The sequence below is a fragment of the Natronococcus sp. A-GB1 genome (assembly GCF_029688845.1).
Lineage (GTDB): Archaea > Halobacteriota > Halobacteria > Halobacteriales > Natrialbaceae > Natronococcus.
The window spans coordinates 49,695-68,625 of sequence record NZ_JARUKW010000007.1; the positions used below are offsets into that span (position 1 = coordinate 49,695).

Sequence of the window (18,931 nt, forward strand, 5' to 3'; positions counted from 1 at the left end):
ATGGCGGGCGCAGGTCTGCTGAACTTTGGCTTCGAGTTCGTCGAAATCTTCGCGTTCATCGTGCTGGCGACGGTCGGGCTGGCGGTGATCTTCGGCATGATGGGGATCATCAACCTCGCCCACGGCGAGTTCATCCTCGTCGGCGCGTACGCGACGACGTTCGCGTTCGCCGCCGGCGCTCCGCTGCCGCTTGCGATGCTCACCGGCGTCGTGTTGACGGCGGTGTACGGGCTCGTCCTCGAGCGCCTGATCATCCGCCACCTCTACGGTCGACTGCTCGACTCGATGGTCGTCACCTGGGGGATCAGTCTCGTGATGATCCAGCTCACGCGGATCGTCTTCGGCAACACCGCACCGGGGATCGGGATTCCGTTCGGCCAGCTGCCGATCGTCGACGGCCCCGTCTACTACCTCGTCCTCGCGGTCGTCGCGGTCGGGGTGCTCGGCGGGCTGTACGCGCTGTTCATGTGGACCGACTTCGGGATCCGCGCCCGCGCGACGATGCAGGACGAGGCGACCGCGCGCAGCATGGGCGTCGACACCGACCGGATGTACATGTCGACGTTCGCCGTCGGCTCCGGACTGGCGGGCCTCGCGGGGGCGCTGTACGCGCCCGTGATGACGATCACGCCCGAGTACGGCACCGGGTTCCTGATCGAGGCGTTCGTCGCGGTCGTCGTCGGCGGCGCCTCCGTCCTCGTGGGAACGGTCCTCGCCAGCGGCCTCCTCGGCACGGTCAACGCTGCGGTGACCAACGTCGCCGGCACCTTCATGGGACAGGTCGCGATGCTGATCGCCGCGATCGTCGCCATTCGGCTGATGCCCGACGGGATCACGGGGCTGCTCGCCGACTGGCGCGAGAACCGGGGTGAGGGCCAGTGAGCGTCGACTCGAGCGACGGGCCACTCGCCGCCGTCCGGCGACCGTTCGAGGGGCCGAACACGATGGGTAACTCACCGGCGTTCTGGCTCGGCCTCGCGGTCGCCGTCGCCGTCCTCGCGGCGATGCCCGTTCTCTTCGGGCTCTACGCCGCGGAGGTCGGCGCGGTGTTTCTCGCCTACGCCCTGCTCGGGATGAGCCTCGCGTTCATCTGGGGGTACTGCGGCATCCTCAGCTTCGGGCAGGTTGCCTTCTTCGGCGTCGCCGGCTACGCGTTCGGGATCGTCGCGATCAACGTCGCGACGCTGACTGGGCTGACGGTCGCTCTCATCGCTTCGATCGCCGTCTCGACGGTCTTCGCGGCGGCACTCGGTTACTTCATGTTCTACGGCGGGGTGCGGGACGTCTACGTGACGATCCTCACGCTCGTCGTCGCGCTGGTGTTGTACACGTTCATGGGTCAGACCGCGGGCGGCGAGTGGGCGGTCGGCGACGCCCGGCTGGGCGGATTCAACGGGATGAGCGGCGTTCCGGATCTCGCCGTCGGAGTTGGCTCGACCGGGGTCGAGATCGGACTGCTCGGCCACTACTACGTGACGCTGGGAGCACTCGTGGCGACCTACCTCGGGCTGCGCGCGCTCGTCAATAGCCAGTTCGGCTACGCGATGGTCGCGACCCGCGAGGACGAGGATCGGACGGCGATGTTCGGGTACGACACGACGTTCATCAAGCTCGTCGTCTTCACGATCGGCGGGGCGATCGCCGGGCTCGGCGGCGTGTTGTTTACTACACAGAACAACTACGTCGACCCGAGCGTCTTCGGTATCACCGCGGCCGCACTGCCGGTCGTCTGGGCCAGCGTCGGCGGCCGAACCTCGCTGCTCGGCACCGTCGGCGCCGCGCTCGCGATCCAGTTCGTCGACTACCGGCTCGCGCTCTCGGGCAGCGAGTGGGCGCTGGTGCTGATCGGCTCGCTGCTCGTGATCGTCGTCCTCCTCATGCCAGAGGGGGTCGCCCCACGGCTCCACGAGTACGTCCTCGAGTACCGCGAGGACGCCGATCCGTCACCCGTTCCACGGGAGCCGCCCGCGGCCACCGAGGAGGTGAGCGACTGATGGCGACGAGCGATCCCAGCGTCAAAACCACGCCGGCGGTCGACGAAACCGGCGCGGACTCCTCGCGGATCCTCCAGACGCGCGGGCTGCGCAAGGAGTTCGGCGGGCTCACCGCGACCGACGCCGTCGATTTCACTCTAGAGGAAGGAGAACTGCGCTGTCTCATCGGCCCCAATGGGGCCGGCAAGAGCACGTTCCTCAACCTGCTCACGGGCCAACTCGCTCCCACGGCCGGTGAGATCTACTACGACGGCGCCGACATCACGGGGTTGCCGTCCCACGAGCGGGTCGGACGCGGAATCAGCATGAAGTTCCAGGTTCCGAGCGTCTACGAGGGGCTGACCGTGGCCCAAAACCTGCGGATACCACTCCAGCAGGTCGTCGAGCCCGACGCGTTCGACGCCCGCACGCGCGAGATCCTCGAGCGCTTCGACCTGCTCGAGCAGTGGGGGACCGTCGCCGGGGAGCTCTCTCACGGCCAACAACAGCGACTCGAGATCGGGATGGCGATGGCGATGGAGCCGAAGCTCATGCTGCTCGACGAACCCGTCGCGGGGCTCTCGATCGAGGAGACCGCGGACATCGCGGAACTCCTCCGGGAGATCGCCGACGACGACGGTGTCGCCCTGATCGTCATCGAACACGACATCGATTTCGTCGAAACGATCGCGGATCGCGTCACGGTCCTCGACGGGGGCTCGATCTTCCGGGAGGGCCCCATCGAGGAGATCAAGGCTGATCCCGAAGTGAAGCGGATCTACCTGGGGGAGGATCACTGATGCTCGAACTTACCGACCTGCACACGTCGTACGGCAAGACACCGATCCTCCGCGGCGTCGACGTCGGCGTCGACGAGGGGGAGATCGTCGGCATCATGGGGAAAAACGGCGTCGGCAAGACGACGCTCGTCAAGGCCGTCATGGGTCTGCTCGAGGTCGACGAGGGACGCATCCGCTTCGACGGGGCCGACGTCACCGACGAGCCGGCCGACGTCCGGGCCCGTCGCGGAATCGGCTACATTCCGCAGGGCCGGGACGTCTTCCCCGAGCTGACCGTCGAGGAGAATCTGCGGATGGGTGAAACGATCAACGAGGGCGACGATCGGCTGCAGTACGAGGCCGTCTACGACTACTTCCCCATCCTCGAGGAGCGCCGCGATCAGGAGGCGGGGACGATGAGCGGCGGCCAGCGTCAGATGCTCGCCATCGGCCGCGCGCTCGTCGGCAACCCCGAACTCCTCCTGCTCGACGAACCCTCCGAGGGCGTCCAGCCCTCGATCGTCCAGGACGTCACGCGGGACCTGAAACGGGTCAACGAGGAGCTCGGAACGACGATCCTCTTCGTCGAACAGAACCTCCACGTCGTCCAGCATCTGGCCGAACGCTGCTACGCGATCGACAAGGGGACGATCGTCGACGAACTCGAGGGCGATCGACTCGAGTCCCGGGAGGCGGTGACGGAGTACCTCGCGGTCTAAGCCGCTCCGGCTCGAGTCGATCGCCCTCGGCTACGAAAAGCGCGCGGCGACGTCGGCCTCAGTGATGATCCCGACCGTCTCGCCGGCCTCGGTGATCATCACCGCCTTGTAGTGCTCGAGCAGGTTGCTGATCTCGTCCAACGTCGCGTCCTTCGAGACGGTCGGGAAGCTCTCGCTCATGTGCTGTTCGATCGGCTCGTCGCGGGCTTCGGAGTCGAGATGGACGAGGTCGCTCTGGCTGATCGAGCCGACCGGAATACCGTCCTGGATCACCGCGAGCTGGGAGTAAGCCTCCTCCTCCATCTTGCGGGCGGCTTCGGCGACCGCCTCGTCGGGGGCGACGCTGACGACCGCCTCGTTCATCAGATCCTCGGCGCGAACGACGTCGCTCTCGGCCGTCTCGAGGGCGTTGACGATCCGCCGAAGCGTCGAGAGGCGGGGATCGACGTCGCCGCCCTCGATCCGGGCGATCAGCGGCTGGGAGACCTCGGCGGTCTCGGCGAGTTCGCTCTGGGTCAACCCGAGTTCGGTGCGGCGCTGGCGCAGGTCCGCTGGCGTCGGCAGCTCCATACGACCCAATAACTACGGGTTATAGAAAGGTGTTTGGGTGGTCCGGCTCGCTACTCGTCCTCGGCCGTCTCGACGATCTCGACGACCGACAGCGGAACGTCACGCAGGGCGCCGCCGACCTCGCTCTTTGCGATCCGGGAGGCGTGTTCCTCGCTATCGGCGTTGTACACTTCCATCTCGAGAGCCAGTCCGACGAGTGCGGTGTCGGCCGCGACGAACGCCGAGTCGAACGGTTCGCCACAGGCCGGACAGCCCGTCGCGCCGACCTCGACCTCGACGTACTCGAGGCCCTCGCTGTTGAGCCGCTTTCCGGCTTCGCTGACCGCGACGCCGATCGCGTCGTCGATCTCGTCGACGTCACGAACCAACCACGCTGCTTCCATCCCGACGAGGTAGTTTCCCATACCGGATGGTCGGCCCGGGGGGTTTCCTGCTTTGCGATTCCGACCGCGGCGCGCACGCGAAGCCGATAATGCGCATAAGTTACGAGAATTGACCGCGTCGATTCGAACCTGGATAGCCGAATCTCGGTCGGGAGACAGGCGAAGTTGTTCGGTACACAAGCCAGCTTTAATCGCAAGACAGCGTCGACCTCGTTCTACACTACCGATCGTTACACTCTCTTCCGAGCAAGAACACTTATATACTCCCTCGATCTCCCAACGCGTGAACGTCGATGAAATCCCGCGTGTACCACGCGACGCTGTTCGCACTGTACCAGCTCTGCATTGTCGTCGGCATCCTCGCGATGCCGCTCGCAATGGCGACCCGACAGGTCGGCTACACCCTCCCGCTGCACCGGCTGATCGAGAACGTCGGCGAGGCGTATGACGAGGTCCGCCGGGAGTGAACTAAGCGATCGTTTTCCGCCCGTCCGCGACGGCCACAACCCGCTCTCGAGCCACGGTTCCCGACGGCTACAACCCGCCCTCGAGCCACGATGCCGTACGGACCGTCGGTAGCGGAAACGAGGGTTGTTACCGCCGATGTTTTATATGGTCCCGGCCGTAACCTTCGGTCAATGCGTACGCCTACTCACGACTCGGACTTTTCCCGAACGAGCAGTCAGCTGTCGGCCGAAATGAACCCCTACGAACCCGAACTCGGCTCGCTGCCACAGAACGACATCTCGGCGTCCGATCTCGACAACGTCAACAAGACCGGAACGACGACGATCGGCATCACGACCGCCGACGGCGTCGTCATCGCGACGGACATGCGCGCCAGCCTCGGCGGCCGGTTCGTCTCGAACAAGAACGTCCAGAAGGTCGAGCAGATTCACCCCACCGGCGCGCTGACGATGGTCGGCAGCGTCGGCGGCGCCCAGTCGTTCATCAAGAGCCTCCGCGCCGAGGTCAACCTCAACGAGGCCCGTCGCGGCGAGGTCATGAGCATCGACGCGCTCGCGACGCTCGCGGGGAACTTCGCCCGCGGCGGTCCGTTTTTCGCTATCCACCCGATCCTGGGCGGCGTCGACCAGGAAGGCAGCCACGTCTACAGCATCGACCCCGCAGGCGGCGTCATGGAGGACGACTACACAGTCACCGGCTCCGGGATGCAGCTGGCCTACGGTCACCTAGAGCAGGCCTACGACGACGACATGTCCAACGACGAGGCCAAGACGGTCGCCGCCCGCGGCATCAAGTCCGCTGCAGAGCGCGACACCGGCTCCGGGAACGGCGTCTTCCTCTGTGAGATCACCGACGAGGGCGTCGAGATCGAGGGCCACCACGACTTCGACGAAGTCATATAACGCGACTGCCGCTCCGTTCTTTCGTTCTTTTCGACCCGCAAGCGTCGCGTCTATCTCGTCCGTCGAACCCTCGGTCGGGACGGCCGATGCAGTTCCGGAGGCTGCGACCGTCCTCGAACCGACCGTCAGTATGGGTGGTCGCCAGGCTGACGTCGTTCCCGGCGAGACGACCGACTCCTTGAAGGGTGGAAAACGTGCCGGGACCCGCGTTGGCGAGTGATGCCCGCAGACGCGTCTCTGTGGGAGACAGTGCTCTGCGAGGAACTGCCGAAAAGGACGGCCGGAACAATCGACGTACCGACCTTCAGGACGCTACCGATCGGGCGAAAACGACGTCGCGCGGTCTACCGGTTCAATCCGTCTGTTGAGGCGCCTCGACCTCGGCGCCGGCCGCCTCACGCTCCGCGAGGTCGACGGTTTCGATGCGCTGTGCTCGGCCCGTCTCGCTCGAGCGGTAGATCGCGTCGATCACGCGCTGGACGGTCAGCGCCTCCTCGACCGTGTTCGTCTCGGGTTCGACGCCCGCGGCGATCGTCTCGAGGAACCGGGCGTCCTGTTCCTGGTGGCCCGTCAGCGAGGCGTCGCCGGTGAGATCGACGTCGGCGTAGTGATCGCAGCCGGCCGTACTGGCCTCCAGAATCTCCATATCGGTCGAACCGATATCGAACTGGGCACCCGCGTCGGTGCCCCGAACCCGGAAGTCCATGCTCGGCTCGCGGTTCGTCGCCCAGGCGGCCTCGAGCGAGATCGTTCGCCCGTCCGCACAGCGGATGAAGGCGCTGACGGAGTCGTCGACCTCGTAGGTCTCGGCGGTCCCGTCCCAGGCGTCGCCGAAGCCGTCGGGGTCGGCGTAGTCGTCGTCCATGCCGAACGTCGAGCGGGCGACGCCGCTGACTTCGACGACCTCGGGGAACTCCATCGCGTACAGCGCGAGGTCGATCGCGTGGACGCCGATGTCGAGCAGGGAGCCGCCGCCGGCCAGGTCGGGATCGGTGAACCACGAACCGGGGCCCGGAACGCCGCGCCGTCGAACGTAGTTCGCCTCGACATGGGTGAGCTCGCCGAAGCGGTCACGTTGCTCGTCGAACATCGCCATCGAGGCGGCGTGGCGGTTGTGGAAGCCGACCATGCAGATCCCGTCCGCCTCGAGCGCGACGTCGGCGATTCGTTCGGCGCTCTCGAGGGTGTGAGCGAGGGGTTTCTCGACGAGAACGTGGTTACCGGCCTCGAGTGCGTCGACCGTGATCGGCTCGTGAAACCGGTTGGGGGTCGTCACGATAACCGCGTCGACGTTCGCGTCGACGACCAGTCCCTCGTGGGTTTCGTACGTCGTCGCCCCGAACTCGGCGGCGAACGCCTCGCGCTGGTTCTCGACGAGGTCGGCACCGGCGACGACGTCGGCGCCGAACTCCTCGACGTTGCGAGCGTGGAGCTGCCCCATCCCGCCGAGGCCGACGATACCGACGCCGATCTCGGCGTCGATCACCGGGAAACCCCCCGTTTCTCACCCGTCGATTCCGTTTCTTCCTCAAAAACCCCGAATTTCGCTGTCGTTTGCGTGCGATCCCGGTTCATATCGCAACGCGGGCAGCGATCGAGATAAGTATTGTGTCCCGAAAATGTGTACAACACGGAGTCATATACGTTTCACTACAGTATTCGGGCGTGTGACCACCGACGAATACGGAAAGAACACCGACATTACCGCCGTCGACGTCGCGATTGCGCGAAGAAACCGTCTGTTGTCACCCGCTGTCGCGGACGCAAACCGGGGCGATCGGTCCAGCTAAGGACGTCGGGACTGGAGCTTCCGCCGATGGTCGCAGTCACGATCTGGAACGAGTTCCGACACGAGCAGGAGGACGAGAACGCCGCCGCGGTCTACCCCGACGGGATCCACGAGGCCCTCGCGGGCGTCCTCGAGGACGACCACGAGGTGCGGACGGCCACCCTCGACGAGCCCGAACACGGGCTCACCGAGGACGTCCTCGAGTCGACCGACGTCCTGTTCTGGTGGGGCCACATCGCCCACGACGAGGTCGACGACGAGATTGTCGACCGCGTCCAGGAGCGCGTGCTCGAGGGGATGGGATTGATCGTCCTCCACTCCGGCCACTTCTCGAAGGTCTTCAAGCGGCTCATGGGGACGACGTGTAACCTCCAGTGGCGCGAGGACGGCGGTCGCGAGCGGCTGTGGGTCGTCGACCCCGGCCACCCGATCGCCGACGGGCTCGAGGAGTCGATCGAGCTCCCGACGACGGAGATGTACGGCGAGCCGTTCGACATCCCCAAGCCCGACCGCCTCGTCTTCACGAGCTGGTTCGAGGGCGGCGAGGTGTTCCGCAGCGGCTGCTGTTACCGACGCGGGAACGGCCAGATCTTCTACTTCCGACCGGGCCACGAGACCTATCCGATCTACGAGAACGAGGAGATCCAGCGGGTCCTCCGGAACGCGGTCGACTGGGCGAGCCCGACGGCGGGCTCGCCGCGGACGTTCGGCGAGCGCGAGTGAGGGCACCGATGCTGGATCGAATCGGCTCGAGCCCCGCTACAGCACCTGGCGGCCCTCGTCGGTGATCACGCTCTCGAGCAACCCGATCGGCGTCGCGTCGTAGGAGGGGTTCTCGATCGCGAACCCCTCGGCCGGCTCGGACATGACCTCGCTTCCCGGTCGGTACTCGTTCTCGAAGACGAACCCCTCCTCGACGATCTTCGAGGCCGAGCCAACGACGGTGACCGGAACATCGAGCTGGGCCGCCGTCGCGGCGATGGGAAAGGTTCCGACCCGGTTGTACAGCGTCTCGTCGACGATACAGTCCATCCCGACGAGCACCCGGTCGCAGTCCTCGAGGTAGAGTCCGTGGGCGCTGTCGGTGATCAGCGTCGCGTCGACGCCCTCGAGATCGGCGAGTGTCCTGGCGGTCTTCCGACCGATGTAGCGCGGGCGGGCCTCGGTGATGTAGACGTCGAACTCCTTGCCGGCCTCGACGGCCCGTTCTAGGGCCTCGAGCACCGTCGAGGAGTAGTCGTGGGTCAACAGCGTCGCGCCGTCGGAGAGGTGGGAAACGGCGTTCTCGGCGGCCAGATCCTTGCCGGCTTCGACCTTGGAGACGACGGCGTCGATCCGCTCCTGGGTAAGTCGCTTCGCTTCGTCGACGGTGTCGACGTCCGCTTCGGTGACGTCGCCGACGACCTCCCGGACGGCGTTCTGTAGCGAGGCGTGGGAGGGGTTCGCCCGACGAAGCACCGACCCGTTCTGCTCGAGGGCCCGTTCGTACTCCTCGAGCGTGGCGAACTCCCGCTCGAGCAGTTCCTCGAGCGCTCGCGTCGCGTTTACGGCAACCACCGAGGAGCTGTGCGTCTGCAGGTCCTTGATCTCCTCGACCGTCTCGTCGATCATACCTCTACGAATTCCCGTAACCGCAAAAGGTGTTCCGGGTGTCTCGCGGGCCGACGGCGGGACGGAGTGGGCGCTCGTCAGTCGAACTCGAAGGTCCGAACCAGTTCGTTTGCGATGCGCTCGCGGAACTCCTCGAGGACGGCGTCGAACTGCTCGGGGTCGCCGACCGCGGCCCGAACCGTCTCGACGCGCTCCTCGGGGAGGTCGATTCGGAACTCCCCCTCGCCGAGGTAGACGGGCTCGCTCTCGCTCAGGACCTTTCGATCGATCGCGCGGAGGATCTCGGAGTCGTACTGGCCGTGGAGCTGGTTGTACGCGTTCGAGTACGCCGTCTCGAGCTCCTCGAAGTAGTGGACGTACTTCTCGTCGAACTGCTCGGGGTCGAACTCGGTCATATCCCCTCGTCGGGCAGCGAGTCGGTAAACGGTTCGGAAGACCGTTTTGACGGCGACCCCGCGAACCCGTCCCGTAGGCTTACGTCTTCGAACTCCCTAGAGCCGTCGATGAGCGTCACCGTCCGCTACACCTGTCCCCACTGCGACGCGGTCCACAGCCTCGAGCGCCCGCCGGATCTCGCCGACCGCTCGGTCACGAAACTCGCACAGCCGGGCTGGGAGTACACCGACCCCGACGATCCCGACCGAGAGGCCGCCGACGGGATCGCCTTCGTCTGTGGCGAGGACGGCCCGACGACGGATCTCGAGGGCGAACCGGTCGAGGGCTGTGGCCGACCGTTCTACCTCAACTTCGTTCGGTACGAACACGGGATCGAACTCGAGCCCGATCCGCCGACGTACGGCGGCCCACGGTTCGATTTTAATGCGTAAACTCTCCGGCCGAACCGTTACGCACAGCGAACTTTTTTACCGGGAGCATCGGCTGACGCCTTTGGCGTCAGCCTCAACCCCCGGCAAAAAACTTCGATGAAAAAAGGCCGCCGTCGCGGGGTTTCACCCCGCTCCGGCGGTGAACCGTTCCGCTTCGCTCACGGATGCTCGGCACTTCCCGCAGTGTTCCATACGCATGCTCTATGTAACGATCGCGACGGACTCTGCGTTACGACTCCGTCGCGTTCGATCCGGTGAGGTCGTCGAGTCGATCGAAGTACGCCTCTCGAGGGACCTGGTACAGCGCCCGGTAGTCGATCTCGCCGTCGTCGAACTGGCGGGCGAGCTCCACGGTCCGCTCGAGTCCCTCGGCGCGCGTCTCGAACCGGTTCGTCTCGTTCAGCGAGACGTCCGGCTCGAGGTAGAAGGTGACGAACCAGTCCTGCTCGAGGGTTCGGTCGGTGGGGTTGGTTCCGGGTCTGCGCGTTCGCTTTCCGTGAGTCAGGTACAGCGTCGGCAGACAGGCCGCCGGGAACTCCTCGCCGTCGAAGACGTCGGGTCGGTACGCGAGCACGACTCGCCCGTCGTCCTCGACCGACCAGACCGACCAGGCTTCGGGAAGGGACTCGAGGTCGCTCATGGTCGGTCGTAGGCGCGACCGTCCTAAATGGGCGTCGCCCGCCGACCGTCCGCTTCGGCGACGTATTTAAGCGCTCGTCCGCCGCGCACCGGCCATCCCGTGTGCTGCAAGCAGGCCAGTTATATAACTGGACGGGAGCCCTGGTATGTGAACTCTACCCAACCAACTATATTTCTCCGAAAGTGGTATGAAAACATGTACTGGTAAATACCTTTTGGGGCTAACTTTAAGTAGATGGATTACTCACTCATTAAATACTATCGGTATCCGTTCGCCGGACCGATCCACTTCGCGCCCGTCCCCGGCGCACCCGTCGACCGAACCCGACACCCCGGCTCTCGGCGACGGTAGTGGTACCCGATCACATATGGCACGACACGATGCCGCCCGCGCCGGTTCGCGCGTGCTGCAAGCGGTTCGCAGCGCACGTCGAACGTGGCGTCCGTGTCGAGTCGTCCGAAACGACGGATCGCTGACGGTCCGGCCGCGCGACGGGTCAGGCCGGTCGAGCGACGTTCCGATACGACGGGGGAGACCGAAACTGGCAATGATACCATGAACGGTGACATCGAGACGCTCGAGAAACTCAGTACGGATTACAAGGAATCGATGCCCGCAGACCTGCGGGAGACCAAGTCCTTCGACTGGTACTTAGAGGAGTGTTACGAGGACCCCAAGATCACCCGCAACGCCCACCAGCGGGTGGCGGACATGTTCGACTACTACGGCACCAGCTACGACGAGACCGAGGGGGTCGTGGAGTACGAACTCGCCTCCGAGGACCCGCTGGGCAACGGCGAGAACACCTTCTACGGGAGGGTGATCCACCAGTCGATCCACGAGTTCGTCAACAAGGTGAAATCGGGCGCTCGCAGGCTCGGCCCCGAACGGCGGATCAAGCTCCTCCTCGGTCCGGTGGGGTCGGGGAAGTCCCACTTCGACAAGCAGGTCCGGAAGTACTTCGAGGACTACACCCTCCGCGAGGAGGGGCGGATGTACACCTTCCGGTGGACCAACCTCTGTGACGTCATCCAGGACCAGGATCCGGCCGACGATGTCGTCCGCTCGCCGATGAACCAGGATCCGCTCGTCCTCCTGCCACTGGAGCAGCGCCAGCGGGTGATCGACGACCTGAACGAGGTCCTCGATGCGCCCTACACGATCCAGAACGAGCAGGCGCTGGACCCCGAGAGCGAGTTCTACATGGACAAGCTGCTCGCCTACTACGAGGACGACCTCCAGCAGGTCCTGGAGAACCACGTCGAGATCATCCGGCTGGTCGCCGACGAGAACAAGCGCCAGGCCCTCGAGACGTTCGAACCCAAGGACAAGAAAAACCAGGACGAGACCGAACTGACCGGCGACGTCAACTACTCGAAGATCGCCATCTACGGCGAGAGCGACCCGCGCGCGTTCGACTACTCGGGGGCGTTCTGTAACGCCAACCGCGGGGTGTTCTCCGGCGAGGAACTACTGAAGCTCCAGCGGGAGTTCCTCTACGACTTCCTGCACGCGACCCAGGAACAGACGATCAAGCCCAAGAGCAACCCGCGGATCGACATCGACCAGGTGATCGTCGGGCGGACGAACATGCCCGAGTACAAGGACAAGAAGGGCGACGAGAAGATGGAGGCCTTCAACGACCGCACCAAGCGGATCGACTTCCCGTACGTGCTGTCCTACGAGGACGAGTCGCTCATCTACGACAAGATGCTGAACAACGCCGACGTCCCCGACATCAACGTCGAACCTCACACCCTCGAGATGGCGGGACTGTTCGGCGTGCTCACGCGGATCGAGGAGCCCGACACCGAAACCGTCGACCTTCTCTCGAAGGCGAAGGCGTACAACGGCGAGATCGACGAGGGCGACGATATCGACACGAAGAAGCTCCGTGAGGAGGCCGCCGAGAAGGCCGAAATCGGCGAGGGGATGGTCGGGGTCTCGCCTCGGTTCATCGGCGACGAGATCGCAGAGGCGATCATGGACTCGAAACACCGTTCCCGGGGCTTCCTCTCGCCGCTGACGGTGTTCAACTTCTTCGAGGAGAACCTCGAACACCACGGCTCAATCCCGGAGGACAACTTCGAGAAGTACTACCGCTACCTCGAGACGGTTCGCGAGGAGTACCGCGAGCGGGCCATCGAGGACGTCCGCCACGCCTTAGCCTACGACCTCGACGAGATCCAGCGCCAGGGCGAGAAGTACATGGACCACGTGATGGCCTACATCGACGACGACACGATCGAGGACGAACTCACGGGCCGCGAGCAGGAGCCCGACGAGACGTTCCTGCGGTCGGTCGAGGAGAAACTCGACATCCCGGAGGACCGCAAGGAGTCGTTCCGCCAGGAGGTCTCGAACTGGGTCTCCCGCCGGGCCCGCGAGGGCGAGGCGTTCAACCCCCAGGACAACGAACGGCTGCGTCGCGCGCTCGAGCGCAAGCTCTGGGAGGACAAGAAGCACAACATCAACTTCTCGGCGCTGGTGAGCGCCAACGAGTTCGACGACGACGAGCGCTCGTCGTGGATCGACGCGCTGATCGAACAGGGCTACTCCGAGGAGGGGGCCAAGGAAGTACTCGAGTTCGCCGGCGCGGAGGTCGCCAAAGCCGAGATGGAAGACTAACATGACCGAACGCGACTACGTCGACGAGGCCGACCGCACGCTCGAGGAGACGTACGAGGAGCCGATGAGCCTCGCGACCTACGTCGAGCGGGTGTTCGAGAACCCGACGATCGCCTCCCACGCCTCGAAGTACCTGCTCGAGGCGATCGAGGCCGCCGGTACCCGAACCGTCGTCGAGGAAGGTGAGGAGAAGGAGCGCTACCGCTTCTTCGACGACCCGCACAACGACGGCGAGCACGCGATTCTGGGCAACACCGAGGTGCTCAACAGGTTCGTCGACGACCTCAGATCGATCGCCGCGGGACGGGCGAAAGACGAGAAGATCATCTGGTTCGAGGGGCCCACGGCGACGGGCAAATCCGAACTCAAGCGCTGTCTGGTCAACGGCCTGCGCGAGTACTCGAAAACGCCCGAGGGGCGCCGGTACACCGTCGAGTGGAACATCACGACGGCCGACGTCGAGGAGCGAGGGCTGAGCTACGGCGCGGATCCGGCCACCGTCGACGACACTCACTGGTACGAGAGTCCGGTTCAGGCCCACCCGCTGTCGGTGTTCCCCGACGCGGTCCGCGAGGAGCTACTCGAGGAGCTGAACGACGATCTCGAGGACCACGTCCCGGTTCGGGTCGACGCCGCACTCGACCCGTTCTCCCGGGAGGCGTACGGCTACCTCGAGGAACACTACCGCCGCGAGGGGAAGGAGGCGCTGTTCTCGGCGATCGCCGACGATCAGCACCTCCGGGTGAAGAACTACGTCGTCGACATCGGCCAGGGCGTCGGCGTCCTCCACAGCGAGGACGACGGCCGACCCAAGGAACGCCTCGTCGGCTCCTGGATGCACGGGATGCTTCAGGAGCTGGACTCGCGAGGTCGGAAGAACCCGCAGGCGTTTAGCTACGACGGCGTGCTCTCGCAGGGCAACGGCGTGCTCTCGATCGTCGAGGACGCGGCCCAACACGCCGACCTGCTCCAGAAACTGTTGAACGTCCCCGACGAGCAGTCGGTGAAACTCGACCAGGGGATCGGGATGGATATCGACACGCAGATGCTGATCATCTCGAACCCCGACCTCGAGGCGCAGCTCAACCAGCACTCCGATCGCAACGGAATGGACCCGCTGAAAGCACTGAAACGGCGGCTCGACCGCCACCAGTTCGGCTATCTGACGAACCTGAGTCTCGAGACCGAACTCATCCGGCGGGAGCTGACGAACGAGACGTCGGTCTGGGAGGCCGACCACTACCTCGTCCTCGCCGACCGCATCCGCGAGCCCGTGACGGTGACCGTCAAGGATCGGGACGGCGAGCCGAGCCGCCAGGAGTTCGCTCCCCACGCGCTCGAGGCCGCGGCGCTGTACGCCGTCGTCACCCGTCTCGATCAGGAGGACCTGCCCAACGGACTGGATCTCGTCGACAAGGCGATGATCTACGATCAGGGCTACCTCCAGGAAGGTGACAGCCGCCGCGAAAAAGACGAGTTCGACTTCGACGGCGACGGCCGCGACGGCGACGGCGGGATCCCCGTTACGTACACCAGAGATACCCTCGCCGAGTTGCTTCAGACCGACCGGGACCGCCACCACTCGGAGCTGGCGGTCGAGAACGTCGTCATGCCACGCGACGTGCTGAACGCGATGGCCGAGGGGCTCTCGGAGGCCCCCGTGTTCTCGACGGGCGAACGCTCGGAGTTCGAGAACCGGGTCGTTCCCGTGAAGAACTACGTCTTCGACCAGCAGGAAAGCGACGTCATCGAGGCGATCATGCACGAGAAGCGCGTCGACGAGGAGACCGTCGCCGAGTACGTCGAACACGTCTACGCCTGGGAGACCGATGAGCCACTTCACAACGACCGCGGCGAGCGCGTCGAGCCAGACCCGCTCAAGATGAAGCTGTTCGAGGTCGAACATCTCGGGCGCTTCTCGGAGGCCGAGTACGAGGGCAACCTCCCCAGAGAGAGCGTGCGGAACTTCCGTCGGGAGAAGGTGATCACCTCGCTGAACCGCCACGCGTGGGAACACCGCGACGAGGACTTCTCGGTCCAGGACGTCGATCTCACCGCGATTCCGGTGATCAAGTCCGTCCTCGAGAGCCACGACTGGGACGACGTCGAACGAACATTCGAGGACTTCGATCCGCGCCAGTGGGACGATCCCCCAAGCGGGACCGAGACGGAAACCGTCAAGGAACGGACGATCGAGACGATGGTCGAGCAGTTCGACTACTCCCCTGCGTCGGCCGAACTGACCAGCAGACACGTCATGGGACAGGTGTGTTACAGATGGGACTGAGAGACGACCTCGAGCGATTCCGCGAAGTAGGCGAACAGCGTCGCGAGGATCTGGCCGACTTCATCAAGTACGGCGACCTCGGTGGCGGCCGGCCCGATCAGATCCAGATCCCGGTCAAGATCATTTCGCTGCCGGAGTTCGAGTACGACCGTCGGGATCAGGGCGGCGTCGGCCAGGGCGATGGCGACACCCCAGACGTCGGCCAGCCGGTCGGCCAGCCACAGCCCCAGCCGGGTGACGGCGACGACGATGGCGACGGCGACGAGCCCGGCGAGGAGGGCGGCGACCACGAGTACTACGAGATGGACCCCGAAGAGTTCGCACAGGAACTCGACGAGGAACTCGGCCTCGACTTGGAGCCGAAAGGTAAGAAGGTCGTCGAGGAGAAGGAGGGGCCGTTCACCGACCTCACCCGCACCGGTCCCGACAGCACGCTCGACTTCGAGCGGATGTTCAAGGAGGGGCTCAAGCGCAAGCTCGCGATGGACTTCGACGAGGAGTTCCTGCGGGAGGTCTGCAAGGTCGAGGACTTCGGCCCGCGCGACGTCTTCGAGTGGGCCCGCGGCGAGAGCATCCCGGTGTCGATGGCCTGGATCGAGGACGCCTACGACGACGTTCCACCCGAGGAACGCGGCACGTGGGCCTCGATCGAGGAGCTCGAGGCGAACGTCGAGCGCGAACCGATCCAGCGGAAGATCCGCCGCGAGGGGATCAAACATGTCCCGTTCCGGCGGGAAGACGAGCGGTATCGCCACCCCGAGATCATCGAGGAGAAGGAGAAGAACGTCGTCGTGGTCAACATCCGCGATGTCTCGGGCTCGATGCGCGAGAAGAAACGCGAGCTCGTCGAGCGCACCTTTACCCCGCTGGACTGGTACCTGACGGGGAAGTACGACAACGCCGAGTTCGTCTACATCGCCCACGACGCCGAGGCCTGGGCGGTCGAACGCGAGGAGTTCTTCGGCATTCGTAGCGGCGGCGGAACAAAGATCTCGAGCGCGTACGAGCTGGCCCAGGAGCTGTTAGAGGAGTACCCCTGGAGCGACTGGAACCGCTACGTGTTCGCCGCGGGCGACTCGGAGAACTCCTCGAACGACACCGAGGAGCGGGTAATCCCGCTGATGGAGTCGATCCCGGCGAACCTCCACGCCTACGTCGAGACCCAGCCCAGCGGCAACGCGATCAACGCCACCCACGCCGAGGAGCTCGAGCGCCACTTCGGCCGGGACGCCGAGGACGTCGCGGTGGCGTACGTCAACGGCGCCGACGACGTAACCGACGCGATCTACGACATCCTCAGCACGGAAGGTGATGCAGATGACTAACTCGAACTCCAACGCCGACAGGTTCCGCAAACAGGCGATCGCGAGCGACCTCGAGGAGCCGGTCCGGGAGGCGCGCAACCTCGCCGAGAAGCTGGGTCTCGATCCCTACCCCGTGAAGTACTGGATCGTCGACTACGACGAGATGAACGAACTCATCGCCTACGGCGGGTTCCAGTCGCGGTACCCTCACTGGCGGTGGGGCATGCAGTACGACCGCCAGCAGAAACAGGGCCAGTACGGCGGCGGGAAGGCCTTTGAGATCGTCAACAACGACAACCCGGCCCACGCCTTCTTACAGGAGTCGAACACGCTGGCCGACCAGAAGGCCGTTATCACCCACGTCGAGGCCCACTCCGACTTCTTCGCGAAAAACGAGTGGTTCGGCCTCTTCACCCGCGGTCAGTCCGACGAGGGGCAGGTCAACGCCGCCGCGATGCTCGAGCGCCACGCTCGCGCGATCGACGAGTACATGTCCGACCCCGAGATCGAACGCGCCGAGGTCGAGAAGTGGATCGATCACTGTCTCAGCCTCGAGGACAACATCGACCAGCACCAGGTGTTCAGCCGCCGGCTCGAGACCGACAGTCCCGCCGAGGAGATCGACGAGGACCTGGCGGCGAAACTCGACGAGCTCGGCCTCTCCGAGGAGATCAAGGGCGAGGTGTTCGACGACGAGTGGCTCGAGAAGCTCGAGGGCGAGGACGGCCCCGTCAACTTCCCCGAAAAGCCCGAGAAGGACGTGCTGTCGTTCGTCCGTGAACACGGGAAACAATACGACGAGGAGGCGGGTCGGGCCGTCGAGATGGAGCCCTGGCAGCGCGACGTCCTCGATATGATGCGCGCGGAGGCGTACTACTTCGCCGCCCAGAAGATGACGAAGGTGATGAACGAGGGGTGGGCCGCCTACTGGGAGTCGACGATGATGACCGACGAGCGCTTCGCCGGCGACGACGAGTTCCTGAACTACGCCGACCACATGGCGAAGGTCCTGGCATCGGGTGGCCTCAACCCATACAGCCTCGGCATGGAGCTGTGGGAGTACGTCGAGAACACCACCAATCGCCGCGAGGTCTTAGAACGGTTGCTGCGCGTCGAGGGGATCTCCTGGCGTAACCTGGCCGACGTCGTCGACTTCGACGCGGTGCTTGAGACCCTCGAGCCGCCTGCGGCGCTCGCGAGCATCGACGCCGACGGGCTCGACGAACTCGCCGAGCTGCCCGACGAGTGGCTCGACCGCGAGGCGCTCGAGCGCGCTCGCGACGGTGAGATCGACGTCGAGCGCTACCCCTGGAAGGTACTCAGCTACGAGGGGCTGGCCCGCCGGCACTACTCGCTGGTCAAACGCCAGCATCGGGGCTTCCTGAGCCGAGCAAACCAGAACGAACTCGAGCGGATCGGCCGGTACCTCTTCGACGACGAGCGCTACGCCTCGGTCGAGGAGGCCCTCGAAGACGTCGACTTCGCCGCGGGCTGGGATCGGATGTACGACGTCCGGGAGAGCCACAACGACGTCACCTTCCTCGACGAGTTCCTCACCCAGGAGTTCATCACGGAGAACAACTACTTCACCTACGAACACTCCCAGGCGACGGGACAGTTCCACGTCGCCAGCGACGCCGCCGAAGACGTCAAGAAGAAGCTCCTGTTGCAGTTCACCAACTTCGGGAAGCCGACGATCGCGGTCTACGACGGCAACTACAACAACGCCAACGAACTCCTGTTGGGCCACCAGTACAACGGCGTCATGCTCGATCTGGGCCAGGCCCGTGAGACCTTAAAACGGATCTTCGAGCTCTGGGGGCGGCCAGTGAACCTGCTGACGATCGTCAAGGAGGTCGACGAACACGACATCGAGGTCGCAAAGCGGCGCAACCGCGAGCCGGAGCCCGAGGAACGGGGGAAGCTCATCCGCTACGACGGCAGCGAGGTGACGACCGAGAGCGTCGCCTGGGAGGAGGTCGACCATCTCGCGGCCGACGACGTCGACTACGACACCAAGCCCGAGGACTGGCTCGCCTAGCTGGCACTCT

Annotated in this window: 19 protein-coding genes; 12 read left to right on the forward strand and 7 right to left on the reverse strand. The window is 64.9% G+C overall.

What is annotated here, in order from left to right:
• Genes urtB through QA600_RS09660 form a run of 4 tightly spaced genes read left to right on the forward strand, consistent with a single transcriptional unit; the run spans position 1 to position 3,471 of the window.
• Positions 1 to 882 (forward strand): urea ABC transporter, permease protein UrtB, encoded by an 882-nt coding sequence (gene urtB / locus QA600_RS09645; protein WP_278291730.1) that lies wholly within the window; start codon positions 1 to 3, stop codon positions 880 to 882.
• Entirely contained in the window at positions 879 to 1,994 is a 1,116-nt protein-coding gene (locus tag QA600_RS09650) for an urea ABC transporter permease (protein ID WP_278291731.1), read from the forward strand. The genes urtB and QA600_RS09650 overlap by 4 nt, the downstream gene beginning before the upstream one ends.
• On the forward strand, positions 1,994 to 2,773 hold the full coding sequence (locus tag QA600_RS09655) for an ABC transporter ATP-binding protein (protein ID WP_278291732.1): 780 nt from the start codon (positions 1,994 to 1,996) through the stop codon (positions 2,771 to 2,773). The genes QA600_RS09650 and QA600_RS09655 overlap by 1 nt, the downstream gene beginning before the upstream one ends.
• Entirely contained in the window at positions 2,773 to 3,471 is a 699-nt protein-coding gene (locus QA600_RS09660; protein ID WP_278291733.1) for an ABC transporter ATP-binding protein, read from the forward strand. Before QA600_RS09655 ends, QA600_RS09660 begins: the two co-directional genes overlap by 1 nt.
• Positions 3,472 to 3,501: 30 nt before the next feature.
• Here QA600_RS09660 and QA600_RS09665 read toward each other — a convergent pair whose 3' ends face one another.
• Entirely contained in the window at positions 3,502 to 4,041 is a 540-nt protein-coding gene (locus tag QA600_RS09665; RefSeq protein ID WP_005555689.1) for a CBS domain-containing protein, read from the reverse strand.
• A gap of 50 nt (positions 4,042 to 4,091) precedes the next feature.
• Complete coding sequence (locus QA600_RS09670; RefSeq protein ID WP_005555691.1) at positions 4,092 to 4,445, reverse strand: DUF555 domain-containing protein; 354 nt, start codon at positions 4,443 to 4,445, stop codon at positions 4,092 to 4,094.
• 272 nt (positions 4,446 to 4,717) lie between these two features.
• Here QA600_RS09670 and QA600_RS09675 point away from each other — a divergent pair, with 272 nt between their 5' ends.
• Complete coding sequence (locus tag QA600_RS09675) at positions 4,718 to 4,891, forward strand: hypothetical protein (RefSeq protein ID WP_278291734.1); 174 nt, start codon at positions 4,718 to 4,720, stop codon at positions 4,889 to 4,891.
• 171 nt (positions 4,892 to 5,062) lie between these two features.
• Positions 5,063 to 5,794: an archaeal proteasome endopeptidase complex subunit beta gene (gene psmB, locus QA600_RS09680; protein ID WP_278291735.1), complete on the forward strand. Its 732-nt coding sequence runs from the start codon at positions 5,063 to 5,065 to the stop codon at positions 5,792 to 5,794.
• A 352-nt stretch (positions 5,795 to 6,146) separates the two neighbouring features.
• Here psmB and QA600_RS09685 read toward each other — a convergent pair whose 3' ends face one another.
• Complete coding sequence (locus tag QA600_RS09685) at positions 6,147 to 7,280, reverse strand: Gfo/Idh/MocA family oxidoreductase (protein ID WP_278291736.1); 1,134 nt, start codon at positions 7,278 to 7,280, stop codon at positions 6,147 to 6,149.
• A gap of 330 nt (positions 7,281 to 7,610) precedes the next feature.
• On the opposite strand from QA600_RS09685, the gene QA600_RS09690 reads away from it, so the two are divergent.
• A complete protein-coding gene (locus QA600_RS09690) occupies positions 7,611 to 8,306 on the forward strand; it encodes a ThuA domain-containing protein (protein WP_278291737.1) in 696 nt (231 codons plus the stop codon).
• A 36-nt stretch (positions 8,307 to 8,342) separates the two neighbouring features.
• Here QA600_RS09690 and QA600_RS09695 read toward each other — a convergent pair whose 3' ends face one another.
• The 3 genes from QA600_RS09695 to QA600_RS09705 form a co-directional block, all read right to left on the reverse strand.
• Complete coding sequence (locus QA600_RS09695; protein ID WP_278291738.1) at positions 8,343 to 9,194, reverse strand: translation initiation factor eIF-2B; 852 nt, start codon at positions 9,192 to 9,194, stop codon at positions 8,343 to 8,345.
• A 77-nt stretch (positions 9,195 to 9,271) separates the two neighbouring features.
• On the reverse strand, positions 9,272 to 9,589 hold the full coding sequence (locus QA600_RS09700) for a DUF5783 family protein (RefSeq protein WP_278291739.1): 318 nt from the start codon (positions 9,587 to 9,589) through the stop codon (positions 9,272 to 9,274).
• Positions 9,586 to 9,708, reverse strand: coding sequence for a hypothetical protein (locus tag QA600_RS09705; protein WP_278291740.1), 123 nt, complete (start codon positions 9,706 to 9,708; stop codon positions 9,586 to 9,588). The genes QA600_RS09700 and QA600_RS09705 overlap by 4 nt, the downstream gene beginning before the upstream one ends.
• Between QA600_RS09705 and QA600_RS09710 the strand changes: the two genes are divergently transcribed.
• On the forward strand, positions 9,698 to 10,021 hold the full coding sequence (locus QA600_RS09710; RefSeq protein WP_278291741.1) for a hypothetical protein: 324 nt from the start codon (positions 9,698 to 9,700) through the stop codon (positions 10,019 to 10,021). The two genes, QA600_RS09705 and QA600_RS09710, sit on opposite strands and share 11 nt — an antisense overlap.
• A 229-nt stretch (positions 10,022 to 10,250) precedes the next feature.
• Here QA600_RS09710 and QA600_RS09715 read toward each other — a convergent pair whose 3' ends face one another.
• Complete coding sequence (locus QA600_RS09715; RefSeq protein ID WP_278291742.1) at positions 10,251 to 10,661, reverse strand: DUF5820 family protein; 411 nt, start codon at positions 10,659 to 10,661, stop codon at positions 10,251 to 10,253.
• A 555-nt stretch (positions 10,662 to 11,216) separates the two neighbouring features.
• On the opposite strand from QA600_RS09715, the gene QA600_RS09720 reads away from it, so the two are divergent.
• The 4 genes from QA600_RS09720 to QA600_RS09735 are packed head-to-tail and all read left to right on the forward strand — an operon-like array spanning position 11,217 to position 18,921.
• A complete protein-coding gene (locus tag QA600_RS09720; RefSeq protein WP_278291743.1) occupies positions 11,217 to 13,289 on the forward strand; it encodes a serine protein kinase PrkA in 2,073 nt (690 codons plus the stop codon).
• A 1-nt stretch (position 13,290) separates the two neighbouring features.
• The gene (locus tag QA600_RS09725) at positions 13,291 to 15,576 is read left to right on the forward strand and encodes a kinase anchor protein (protein ID WP_278291744.1); all 2,286 of its coding nucleotides are present in this window, start codon (positions 13,291 to 13,293) and stop codon (positions 15,574 to 15,576) included.
• Positions 15,567 to 16,901 carry a YeaH/YhbH family protein gene (locus tag QA600_RS09730; RefSeq protein WP_278291745.1) on the forward strand — a complete coding sequence of 445 codons (1,335 nt, stop codon included), beginning with the start codon at positions 15,567 to 15,569 and terminating at the stop codon, positions 16,899 to 16,901. The genes QA600_RS09725 and QA600_RS09730 overlap by 10 nt, the downstream gene beginning before the upstream one ends.
• The gene (locus QA600_RS09735; protein WP_278291746.1) at positions 16,894 to 18,921 is read left to right on the forward strand and encodes a SpoVR family protein; all 2,028 of its coding nucleotides are present in this window, start codon (positions 16,894 to 16,896) and stop codon (positions 18,919 to 18,921) included. The genes QA600_RS09730 and QA600_RS09735 overlap by 8 nt, the downstream gene beginning before the upstream one ends.
• Positions 18,922 to 18,931: the final 10 nt, after the last annotated feature.

What these genes read in the sequence shown, in the direction of transcription:
- urtB (WP_278291730.1), top strand. Translation starts at nt 1, where the DNA reads ATGGCGGGCGCAGGTCTGCTGAACTTTGGCTTCGAGTTCGTCGAAATC.
- QA600_RS09660 (WP_278291733.1), top strand. Translation starts at nt 2,773, where the DNA reads ATGCTCGAACTTACCGACCTGCACACGTCGTACGGCAAGACACCGATC.
- QA600_RS09665 (WP_005555689.1), bottom strand. Translation starts at nt 4,041, where the DNA reads ATGGAGCTGCCGACGCCAGCGGACCTGCGCCAGCGCCGCACCGAACTC.
- QA600_RS09670 (WP_005555691.1), bottom strand. Translation starts at nt 4,445, where the DNA reads ATGGGAAACTACCTCGTCGGGATGGAAGCAGCGTGGTTGGTTCGTGAC.
- QA600_RS09655 (WP_278291732.1), top strand. Translation starts at nt 1,994, where the DNA reads ATGGCGACGAGCGATCCCAGCGTCAAAACCACGCCGGCGGTCGACGAA.
- QA600_RS09710 (WP_278291741.1), top strand. Translation starts at nt 9,698, where the DNA reads ATGAGCGTCACCGTCCGCTACACCTGTCCCCACTGCGACGCGGTCCAC.
- QA600_RS09675 (WP_278291734.1), top strand. Translation starts at nt 4,718, where the DNA reads ATGAAATCCCGCGTGTACCACGCGACGCTGTTCGCACTGTACCAGCTC.
- psmB (WP_278291735.1), top strand. Translation starts at nt 5,063, where the DNA reads ATGCGTACGCCTACTCACGACTCGGACTTTTCCCGAACGAGCAGTCAG.
- QA600_RS09695 (WP_278291738.1), bottom strand. Translation starts at nt 9,194, where the DNA reads ATGATCGACGAGACGGTCGAGGAGATCAAGGACCTGCAGACGCACAGC.
- QA600_RS09735 (WP_278291746.1), top strand. Translation starts at nt 16,894, where the DNA reads ATGACTAACTCGAACTCCAACGCCGACAGGTTCCGCAAACAGGCGATC.
- QA600_RS09715 (WP_278291742.1), bottom strand. Translation starts at nt 10,661, where the DNA reads ATGAGCGACCTCGAGTCCCTTCCCGAAGCCTGGTCGGTCTGGTCGGTC.
- QA600_RS09725 (WP_278291744.1), top strand. Translation starts at nt 13,291, where the DNA reads ATGACCGAACGCGACTACGTCGACGAGGCCGACCGCACGCTCGAGGAG.
- QA600_RS09730 (WP_278291745.1), top strand. Translation starts at nt 15,567, where the DNA reads ATGGGACTGAGAGACGACCTCGAGCGATTCCGCGAAGTAGGCGAACAG.
- QA600_RS09690 (WP_278291737.1), top strand. Translation starts at nt 7,611, where the DNA reads ATGGTCGCAGTCACGATCTGGAACGAGTTCCGACACGAGCAGGAGGAC.
- QA600_RS09720 (WP_278291743.1), top strand. Translation starts at nt 11,217, where the DNA reads ATGAACGGTGACATCGAGACGCTCGAGAAACTCAGTACGGATTACAAG.
- QA600_RS09700 (WP_278291739.1), bottom strand. Translation starts at nt 9,589, where the DNA reads ATGACCGAGTTCGACCCCGAGCAGTTCGACGAGAAGTACGTCCACTAC.